We start from the raw sequence: 9,527 nt of genomic DNA on the forward strand, positions 1-9,527 counted from the left end.
CCGCAAGAGCATCACAAAGCACAGTCAGTGTTAAGTGATGCTCTTGCGGCTTTTTAGTTCTCAATAGAAGGTTCGGTAAGGGTTTAAACTAAAGGCTCTGAGTGCGCGACATAGCTAACGATAGCTTCAGGCCGCATTGGAGGTGAGTAGAGGTAACCTTGGATCTTGTCACATCCCATCGCGTGCAGCTTTTCTAATTGCTCACGCTTCTCAACACCTTCCGCAACCAAAGATACATCGAGTCTATGGGCCAGTTGAACAATCAGCCATACTACGCTCTCTGAGGTCGAACTAGTTAACAAGTCTCGAATAAAGGTCGCATCAATTTTAATGCAATCGATAGGGTAGCTGTGGATGTAGTTCAAACTGGAGTAGCCTGTACCAAAGTCGTCGAGTGCAATCGTGAAGCCTTGTCCTCTCAGAAAGTTAAGCGCGGATTTTGTCTCTTGTGTTGGCGATAACAGAACGGTTTCGGTTAACTCGATAACAAACTCATTCGCCTTAAAATGGTGCTGTTCAATGGTTCGAGTCAGGTAGGATATATAACGTTTCGAATCAGTAAGCTCGTGCGCAGAGCAGTTGATTCCAAGTTTAACCTTGTAGCCCAAGCCTTGCTCTAGTGTGGTTTTAGCGCGGCACACCAATTCAATAATGCGTTCACCTAATTCGACAATCAGCCCTGACTCTTCTGCCACTTGAATAAACTCTACGGGTGAGATGTCTCCATGTCTGGCGGTTTTCCAGCGAGTCAGTACCTCGAAATATTCCCATTGCGTTTCACCTTGACCCACAATCGGCTGTACCACTACGTACATTCCATTGCTGTCGGGGATATAGCTTTGTGAAATTGGGTTTTCCAGCTCACTTCGTAGCGCTGCGACTAGCTCGGTTTTTCTTTGGTAACGAACTCTTAAGTGAGTGTCATAACATTGAATATGAGTATCTTGGCTGTGTTTACACTCTTTAAGCGCCAAGCTGGTATTGAAGATGATTTGCTCAACGTCTTTGTTGTCTCCATCCGAACTGGCAATACCGATGCTGACGTCGAAATCTATCTTGATATCAACGCTACTGTAGCCCTGCTTAATTTTGGCCAGTATTTGTTCGCACACGGCTATCGGATCAGAATGGTAGGTGATGAAGGCGAACTCGTTGCCAGCAGTCCGGAAAGTCAGGTTGCTTTCAGGTAAAGTTCGGCGCAATATTTCTGCGACAAACTGCAGCACCTTGTCGCCAATATAATTACCGTGCATATCATTAATGGCTTTGAAGCTATTGATATCGAGTAAAGCCAATGTAAACGGAGTGACGCTCTGTTGAGTAATCGACTCTAAGGTATCTGATAAACAGCTTCGGTTGAGTAACCCGGTTAGGCTGTCGTGTGACACCTCATAACTAAGCTGATTTACAAGTTGTTCGGAACGATCGTTAAACCACATTTCACGCAAGGTGTGGATGATGATGTCGGCGAACAATTGATGGTGCTTTACCACGTCTTGTTGCTGATCAGGGCTAAGAGGCGAGGTGAACGTTGAAAACAGCACGCCCATCACTTCGCCACTTTGAGTTTGAGTCGGGATCGCGATGGAGTTTTGTGAGGTGATTTCCTGCCTAAATGCCGATGTTGGCAATGACTGGACGATGTACTGAGAAAATGAGCAATCTGGGTGTCTTTGATTGACGGCTTGTTGGTAGATGTGACCATGGCGCGCATTGATTTTGTCATGTAATACATGATCAGAATGGGCGATCACCAAAGGAACGGTTTGGTCAGGGAAGTACTTCTTCTCAATGATGCTAGTGTATTGAGTATCAAAGGTCTGATGTAAAGTAAGCACAGCTGACTCTAAAAGGTCGATACCTTCCAATTTCAGCAAACGGCCAATGCGCTCTGTGTCTATCATGCTATTGTGCGTATGTTGAGTCATAGCCACCACCCCTAGTTAACCAGATTCACTGTGTAAGCGGTATACGTATTATCTTGTATATGTGCGAACTTGTATAATATATATGCGTCAAGTTTATTATTGGCCGTGTTGTATAACTTTTCAAATTAAAATGTGACTTATTTCACAGAGCTTGCGTGCTACGCTCTTTGTCTAGCCTGTCTTTCAGATGGTCCAAAAAGAGCTTGGTTCGCGTGTGCGAGTAATCAAGCTTAGGGTAGTACGCGTAAACCATCACTTCGTCGGCGGTAATATTTGGCAATACTGGAACTAATGTCCCTTGCTTTAGATCCTCTTTGATCATCGCTTTGATGGTTAACAGTACGCCCATTCCTCGCTTCGCAGCATGAAACAAAGCCTCTGGATTGGTGGTCGCAAAGTTACCGTTTAACGTTATTCGCTGCCCTTTGGTGAGTGCTACTTCACGGGTCGGACGCTCTCCCCAAATTAACGAGTTGTGTTGCTCCAAATCTTGCTCGCAAGTGGGGTAGCCGTGTTTGGCAAGATAGCTTGGTGCTGCATAGAAGCTGGCTTTGTGTTCAAACAGCGGTGTTTTCTTGAAGCTTAAGGAGTTGAGCTGTTCCAGTTCACGACTGATCACCAGATCTAAGCCCAGTTCAGGTAATTGGCCTGGCGTGGTCGTGATCAGCTGCACCTTAATGTCTGGGTATTTTTCTAAGAAGTCGTCCATGTATTGCACCAGAAACTTAGAGCCAACCGCAATCGTAGCGCCAATCTTTAATAGGCCTGCTGGGGTTTGGTTAACCGAGCGAGTCTCATCAATAATGGACTGCCAATTGTCGAGCTGATCCTTGGCTCGCAGGTAAAAGAGCGCACCTGCTTCGGTTTGGCTAATTGATCGCGTGGTGCGCTTTAACAGTTGGGTGCCGATGCGCTCTTCTAGCCAGTTCACTCTTTTGCTGATCGCCGAGCTGGTGGTGTTAAGTTTTCGAGCAGCACCATTGAAGCTACCTTCTTCCACTACTCTGACATAGCTTTTTACGTTAAGAATCCAATCCATATTATTTCCTGTTAGGACTTAATAAAATTCCAATTTAGCTAATTATCAATTATTGGTTTTGAATGTAAACTCATCTAATGAACAAATATCAAACGAATAGGGAATTTTTTGAGCCAATCGACCTTTAAAAAAACGCCGTTACTCTTAGCAATGATGATTATTGCTACGGGGCAGGTGGGTGTGAGCATCTACTTGCCAGCATTGCCGTTAATTGCTTCTGACTTAAGTGCTACTCAAGTAGATGTACAGCTTCTCGTCACGCTGTTTCTGGTGGGTTTTGGCTTGTCTCAGCTATTTTACGGACCGATGTCCGATGCGGTGGGAAGAAGACCTATTTTCTTGTTAGGTCAGGGTGTTTATTTGATTGGTACAGTCGTTTGTGTTGTGTTTTCTGACAATATGACGGCGCTAGAAGTTGGTCGCTTGCTACAAGGTTTAGGGGCGGGTAGTGCCTCGGTTCTTGGGCGAAGTGTGCTTCGTGACAGTTATGATGGCCCTCAGCTAACTAAAGCCTTGTCTTATATTTCTCTGACCGCTTCGATCATGCCGATCATTGCGCCGGTATTCGGTGGTTGGATTTCATTTCACCTCGGTTGGCAGGCGGTGTTCCTGTTCGTTTTATTGTATCTACTAGCGATATTCACACTGGGTTACTTTGTTCTGCATGAAACTTTGCCATACGGAAAGAGCCGCTTTGATGCGTGCCAAGTGGTGAAGAACTACGGACGCTTGTTAACGAATCGCCAAGTGATAAGCAGCGCCAGTTATAACTGGATGAGTTATATGGCGAGTTTGGTATCGTTATCTTTATTCCCATTCTTAATGCAAGAGCAATTGGGGCTGACCGCCGCTGAGTATGGTTCATTGATGATTGTCCCTTCGGCAGGCTTACTGATCGGTAGCGTTGCTTTGAACTTGCTCAATCGTAGGTTTAGCACTCCGCAATTGATGAGCCTTGCGATTTTGATTATTTTGGCTTCGGGAACTTGGCTTCTTACTCATGAGTTATCCATCTTTAACTTGGTTTGGGCGTTTACTTGGTTGGCGATAGCACAAGGCATTTCGTTCCCATTATCAATCAGCATGTTATTAGAACCTCATAAGAAGCAAGCGGGCGCAGTATCGGCATTGTCGGGCTCTATTCAGATGTGTTTAGCGGGTTTATTGGGTGGGTATCTAGTAGAGAGTTGGGTCACGACTCATCTACAGTTAGGCGTGTTCTACCTCATTATTGGCGCAGCCATGGGCGGAGTGCTTTGGTCTTCAACCAAAATGAACAACAAAGGCGATACTGTTGAAGTGGAATATAGCTAAACACTAAATTCACTATCGTTTAACGCACCATCGTTAATACGTTGTATTTGTGCTGATGGTTTTCTACAATGCTTCGGTCCATTGAATAGGTAAAAACAAAATGCAGCAAAATGAATTTGAAGTACTGGTAAAAGCTATCTGCGCACTAGATGGCCTGCCTCAAGCGCTTGAGCTATTGAAATCCAATGAGGATACAGAAGTCGCTGAGGCTGCTGCATCACTGACTGGTCAATTTGCACTTGCTGAAGTGGAAGGCGAAAAGCGTATTTACCACGTGACGCTTCAAGAAAATGAACAAGGCGAAGAGCAAGAGTACATCGAACATGTCATGAATGAAGGCGATGACTTAATCAAATTTGCAGCTTGGTTCTTTGAAACGATGTTTGAATTGAAGCAAAAAGACACATACCAAATTGCCGGTAAAACTTACAGACAGCCAAAGCGCAGCTAGGTTTCTCAGTAAAGCATTTTAGAAAGCAGCTCTATTGAGCTGCTTTTTTTATCAGTGTCTAAATCAATGTCTTGGGTTGTTATTAGGAATGGAGCATTAAGCTCAAACCAGAATTTAGGTTAACTCATTGATATACAAAAACAATGCTGATTAGCACAGAGACAAAATTAGGCTAATTGCAAATGAATGCTTAATATTGCATTAAAGTGTGATTTAGATCTTGTTTTTGGGCGTTTTAAGTGTAAAATCCGCGCTAAAGAAAGTTGATTATGTGCGGAGATAAGCATGAATTACGAACTAGGCCACGCATACCTTGGTCAAATGGCAGCAAAAAACATGATGCACGAAGCATTGTACGGCACTTCAAAGCCAAAGAAACCATCGTTCTTTAAGCGAATGATGAAGAAAATGGCTAAATAAGCATTTTCAAAAACGGAATTTTAAAAGGCCTTAAACTCGATGAAGTTTAAGGCCTTTTTCGTTTTAGCGATTGGTGAAAGTTATCGCTTTGTTTTGTTGTGGATGGACACAAAAAATACCAATTAAGCTTCTGACTAATGGCTTTTAATGAACTCAGCCAGCAGATTGATTGGATAAGTCGACCACATTATTAGGGATGCTATCTAAGCCATTCTCTTTCATCCACGCTTCTAAGTTATCGGCACCACCGATGTACTTACCATCAAGCCAGATCTGCGGGACGGTGACCGGTGTTTTCTCACCAATGTGTGCTTTTACCTCTGGAATCATACGGTACAAAGCGGCGCTGTCTTTTACGACATCGTGGTATTGGTATTCAACACCCGCTTCATCCAGCATTTTCTTCGCTTTAACACAGAATGGGCAGGTCGCCTTACCATAAACGATGTTGCCTTTTAGGCTGTCTCGTTTGGTCCACTCTTTGATCACCGATTGGATTAACACACCGCGATTCAGCGCTTCACCTTGGCTGACCACTTTGCCTTCAACAACAAGGATTGGAGCATGCCAAGAGCCTAGTTTTAGCGGCTCCCACCAGTGAGACAACCAATCTTTTACTTCCAGTTCGACATCGACATCGGCCAACTCATTCTCAAAAGTATCCTTCAGAATGTCTTTGGTAAGGGTACATTCTCCACATGGGATGTTAACTTTAAATGGACCCCAGCTGCCTGCCCAACGGTATAGTGTAATCTTGACTGGTTTCTTCATGGTTACGGCCTCGTTTGAATTCTCTTATCCATATAGAACGGACTGTCGAACTATTTATTTCACCAACCTTAAACTTTCTTCACTTTTGAAGGTTTTTTAGTTTCCCAGTGCGTTATAAATGCAACTGACGCAATAATAATAGCAGCCCCTAGCCATAAACGACCCGGTGGAACCCAACTAAATACAATCCAACCTGCTAAAACGTTTAGCGGTAATTTGGCGTGGTCAAAAGGTTGCACAAACGAAGCATCAGCGACCGAGTAGGCTTTTACTATCGCCCATTGAGCGAGTGCCGTCATAACACCGATAACAATCAATATAGCCCAGATTGTACCGCCGCTTGGCGTTTGCCAATCTGGCGCAGCAAGCAGGATGTTAAATGGTGTGATTAATAGTAGAAGATAGACCACCATGGTTGAAGGACTGTCTTGCGAAGAGAGTTTTTTCACCATCAGTGAGTAGCATGCCCAGAAGAAAGCGGCACCGACTGGTAATAACGTTGCCCAGTTAAAATCTTCAGCCCACGGCTCTAGAATCACCATCGCACCCACGAAGCCTGCTAAGGTCGCGCCCCAGCGAGCAGCCCCAACTTTCTCTTTTAAGAAAAGCCCTGAACCAATGGTTGCAAACAATGGCGATGTCATGAGAAGGGCAATGCCTTGCCAAATTGGTACTGGGTAAGCCAGTGCCCATATCCAAAGTTGAATACCAATAACAGACAAGAAGACACGAAATACGTGCAATTTGAGGTTGTCGGTTTTTAGCGCGCGACGAATGCCCAGCGTTTTCAGATAAGGAAGAATAGCGAACAACGCGATAGCGTATTGAATGACGGCGACGGTGGTAGAAGTAAGTCCGAAATGAATGCTAGCAATTTGAGTTAGGCTGTTAATAACGGCAAAGGCTAGGCCTGCGGTTAGCATCCAGCTAGCGCCTTGGATCGGATGGTGTTGTGACATGATGCTTCTAATTATTTGATGTGGTTCACCTATGATACGGATTTAGCACCACTTAACCAGAAAAAGCATTGATGAAGTCAGTCAGAATATTTGAATATGAAAAAAGGTTGAGCCATTGCCCAACCTTTTTAGTCTGTATCTAAAGTCGATTTAGATTAGAAGTCGTAGCGTACACCTAGGCGAAGAGAGTCTTCACTTTGTGTTTCTAAACCTGCAACTTTTACGTCGTCTAGATTGTTTAATTGGTAAGCAACGTATGTACGGATAGATTTGTTGAACTTGTAAGTACCAGTCAGCTCAAAGAAGTCAGCTGTGTCTACAGTTAAGTTCTGTGTCGCGTCTTTTTCTTGTTTTTGGTACAAAGCAGCCAATTCAAACTGATCTGTTAGTTTGTACTTAGCCGCAACTTCTACACCAGAGAACTCAGTTTTTGCTTTGTCGTCTAGGTCACCCATTGTGTAGGTTGCACCTAGATATAGAGCATCCATTTTGTAATTAATACCAGCGATTACAGCCGTTGCTGAACCATTACCAGTACCGTTGTCGTTACCTGAGTAACCAAGACCAAAACCTAAGCCCATTGGTAGTGTGTAAATACCAGAGATGCCGTAACCGTCAGTATCTTTGTCTTCACCAGCAATCAAACTTGCTTTAAGAGAAAGTGCGTCTGCATCGTAAGCGTATACAAACGTGTTATTGATTTGCTCGTCACCTGCATTGATGAATGCTTTTTGGTCACCAGAGTAGATAGTAACATCCGACATTTCTGAGATTTGAGCTGCAGCTGTATCTTGACGACCTACTGATACTGCGCCGAAGTTACCTTCAAAACCTGCATACATGTAACGTTGCTTAAAGTTTTCAGTCTTACTGTTATCAGCAGAAGATTTCACGCTTTGTTCTGCTTCGTAGAAACCAAAACCAGATAGGTCGCTAGTGATTTCTGTAGTACCGCCAACATTTAAACGAACACGGCTTTTATTTTTCATTGTTCCGTCGATTTCTTTACCGCCTGAACCAATGAAATCACCACGGAATTCCGCACGACCGCCAATTTTAAGTTCTGTACCGTCAGAGCTGTAAACTGTTGCTGCTAGAGATGAACCTGAAACTAGTGCCGCTACCACTGCAGAAGCTAGAACTGCCTTTTTCATAATCACTTACCTTGTATTTTAAAATCCGTGAGCAATGTGCTCTCCGTTTCGATATGAAGCTAATTTAGAGCAGATAAATTAAGCTTTCATTTCCATAAAATTACATTTTCGTGAATGGGGAACTTTTTTAAGTGTTGATTTTATTGCATTTTTATTTCATGCGACTGAGTGTTCTATGAATAGTTATACAAGTTGCGTGTATTTCAAAGGTCACATTGGCAAGTTTTACCTTGCAATCACGTATGTCGATGGTGGTGAATTTTGGCTGCGCTGAGAGCTTGTTAATCTGATTAACTGCTTGTACTGGTAAGGATATCCTCTATGATGCAAAAACTTAGAAGAGAATAGATTCTGCTCAACAATATGGAGACGTTGGATGAAAACAGAGTACTTAGGCGATGTTTTACAAGGTAGGCAGGTTATTGGCTCCTTGAATGTTGAAGACCTACCCGTTGGAGAGCACCAGTTTTGGTTTCAAGTCACCAGTGATGGGCTAGGGCAACCTAAGAACATGCCGGTTTCTGTTTTCAAAGGCAGTCAAGAAGGTCCTAGTTTGATGATCACCGCCGGTATTCACGGTGATGAGCTAAACGGAGTGTTGGCTGCACAGCAAATTATCAGGGACTTAGTCGGTAAAACGCTCAAAGGCACGGTAACGATTGTACCTACTGTGAATCTGTCTGGCTTGCTGAACCATAGCCGTGATTTCATCTCTTCGGATCCGGGTTCTTGCCCTGCTAATCTTAATCGACTCTTTCCGGGTGACGTGAATGGCTTGGCTGCGGAGCGCTTTGTTGCGTCTTTGTGGGAGCGTTTGCTTAAGCATAATGCCACCTTCGCCGTTGACCTCCACACTCAAACTCGTGGCGCAGTTTATCCACTTTATGTGTTTGCTGATTACCGCATAGAACAATGTTTGGAGATGGCGAGGCTGATGCAGCCCGATTGTGTTCTGAATGACCCTGGTGACCCAGGTATTTTGGAAACGGTTTGGAATCGAAGTGGAATTCCGAGCATCACGGTGGAAGTTGGGATGGGGAAATTTACTCAGCCTGACATGATTCAACGAGCGGTAGACGGTGTTTTTAACATGCTGTCTTATTATGAAATGTTCGAGGTTGAAATAAATCATCCCGAGAAAATGCAGCTGCCGAGTATGGATTGGATAGAGGGTAATGATGTGGTTTCTATCCGCGCTGATATTGGTGGTTTCGTATTGCCGCAGGTTGAGCTTCTGCAGAGCGTAGAACAAGATGATCTGTTGGCTATTCAATATGACGCTTTTGGTAATGAGTGTCGCCGTTATCACGCGCCGTCTGCCGGACGTGTCCTTAGCTATAACGTGGATGCGTTAAGGGAGCCGGGTGCGCTTGTTTGTCGTTTGCTAAGTTAAGGCTCAGTCGGTTTGACGTTTCCGTGTTAATGCACTGTGTTGTTATCTAAAACACGTAAAAAAAGACCGAGCTAGGCTCTAATGCCGTTCACTTAAGA

General features: G+C 44.1%; 9 protein-coding genes. 4 read left to right on the plus strand and 5 right to left on the minus strand.

Annotation, left to right across the window (positions count from 1 at the left end; translation table 11 throughout):
• Positions 1–83: 83 nt before the first annotated feature.
• A complete protein-coding gene (locus AB4371_RS13635; RefSeq protein WP_017068381.1) occupies positions 84–1,928 on the minus strand; it encodes a bifunctional diguanylate cyclase/phosphodiesterase in 1,845 nt (614 codons plus the stop codon).
• Between the two features lie 142 nt (positions 1,929–2,070).
• A complete protein-coding gene (locus AB4371_RS13640; protein WP_372150096.1) occupies positions 2,071–2,967 on the minus strand; it encodes a LysR family transcriptional regulator in 897 nt (298 codons plus the stop codon).
• A 108-nt stretch (positions 2,968–3,075) separates the two neighbouring features.
• On the opposite strand from AB4371_RS13640, the gene AB4371_RS13645 reads away from it, so the two are divergent.
• The 3 genes from AB4371_RS13645 to AB4371_RS13655 all read left to right on the plus strand — a co-directional run bounded on the left by AB4371_RS13645 (position 3,076) and on the right by AB4371_RS13655 (position 5,152).
• Positions 3,076–4,281, plus strand: a complete 1,206-nt coding sequence (locus AB4371_RS13645; RefSeq protein WP_372150098.1) for a multidrug effflux MFS transporter — start codon at positions 3,076–3,078, stop codon at positions 4,279–4,281.
• 100 nt (positions 4,282–4,381) lie between these two features.
• Complete coding sequence (locus AB4371_RS13650; RefSeq protein ID WP_017057980.1) at positions 4,382–4,732, plus strand: hypothetical protein; 351 nt, start codon at positions 4,382–4,384, stop codon at positions 4,730–4,732.
• Positions 4,733–5,017: 285 nt separating this feature from the next.
• On the plus strand, positions 5,018–5,152 hold the full coding sequence (locus AB4371_RS13655) for a hypothetical protein (RefSeq protein WP_010431176.1): 135 nt from the start codon (positions 5,018–5,020) through the stop codon (positions 5,150–5,152).
• 153 nt (positions 5,153–5,305) lie between these two features.
• On the opposite strand, the gene AB4371_RS13660 is transcribed toward AB4371_RS13655, so the two are convergent.
• The 3 genes from AB4371_RS13660 to AB4371_RS13670 form a co-directional block, all read right to left on the minus strand.
• Complete coding sequence (locus AB4371_RS13660) at positions 5,306–5,923, minus strand: glutaredoxin domain-containing protein (RefSeq protein WP_017062739.1); 618 nt, start codon at positions 5,921–5,923, stop codon at positions 5,306–5,308.
• Between the two features lie 68 nt (positions 5,924–5,991).
• Positions 5,992–6,882 (minus strand): DMT family transporter, encoded by an 891-nt coding sequence (locus AB4371_RS13665; protein WP_017062738.1) that lies wholly within the window; start codon positions 6,880–6,882, stop codon positions 5,992–5,994.
• 155 nt (positions 6,883–7,037) lie between these two features.
• Positions 7,038–8,036, minus strand: a complete 999-nt coding sequence (locus tag AB4371_RS13670) for a porin (RefSeq protein ID WP_372150101.1) — start codon at positions 8,034–8,036, stop codon at positions 7,038–7,040.
• A 376-nt stretch (positions 8,037–8,412) separates the two neighbouring features.
• Here AB4371_RS13670 and AB4371_RS13675 point away from each other — a divergent pair, with 376 nt between their 5' ends.
• Positions 8,413–9,429, plus strand: coding sequence for a succinylglutamate desuccinylase/aspartoacylase family protein (locus AB4371_RS13675; RefSeq protein WP_136978903.1), 1,017 nt, complete (start codon positions 8,413–8,415; stop codon positions 9,427–9,429).
• Positions 9,430–9,527: the final 98 nt, after the last annotated feature.

It is taken from the genome of Vibrio sp. 10N.261.51.A3 (assembly GCF_041471965.1).
Lineage (GTDB): Bacteria > Pseudomonadota > Gammaproteobacteria > Enterobacterales > Vibrionaceae > Vibrio > Vibrio crassostreae_C.

Excerpts from the sequence above, each read along its gene's own strand:
- AB4371_RS13665 (WP_017062738.1), bottom strand. The coding sequence starts at position 6,882 with ATGTCACAACACCATCCGATCCAAGGCGCTAGCTGGATGCTAACCGCA.
- AB4371_RS13655 (WP_010431176.1), top strand. The coding sequence starts at position 5,018 with ATGAATTACGAACTAGGCCACGCATACCTTGGTCAAATGGCAGCAAAA.
- AB4371_RS13675 (WP_136978903.1), top strand. The coding sequence starts at position 8,413 with ATGAAAACAGAGTACTTAGGCGATGTTTTACAAGGTAGGCAGGTTATT.
- AB4371_RS13660 (WP_017062739.1), bottom strand. The coding sequence starts at position 5,923 with ATGAAGAAACCAGTCAAGATTACACTATACCGTTGGGCAGGCAGCTGG.
- AB4371_RS13650 (WP_017057980.1), top strand. The coding sequence starts at position 4,382 with ATGCAGCAAAATGAATTTGAAGTACTGGTAAAAGCTATCTGCGCACTA.
- AB4371_RS13640 (WP_372150096.1), bottom strand. The coding sequence starts at position 2,967 with ATGGATTGGATTCTTAACGTAAAAAGCTATGTCAGAGTAGTGGAAGAA.
- AB4371_RS13670 (WP_372150101.1), bottom strand. The coding sequence starts at position 8,036 with ATGAAAAAGGCAGTTCTAGCTTCTGCAGTGGTAGCGGCACTAGTTTCA.
- AB4371_RS13635 (WP_017068381.1), bottom strand. The coding sequence starts at position 1,928 with ATGACTCAACATACGCACAATAGCATGATAGACACAGAGCGCATTGGC.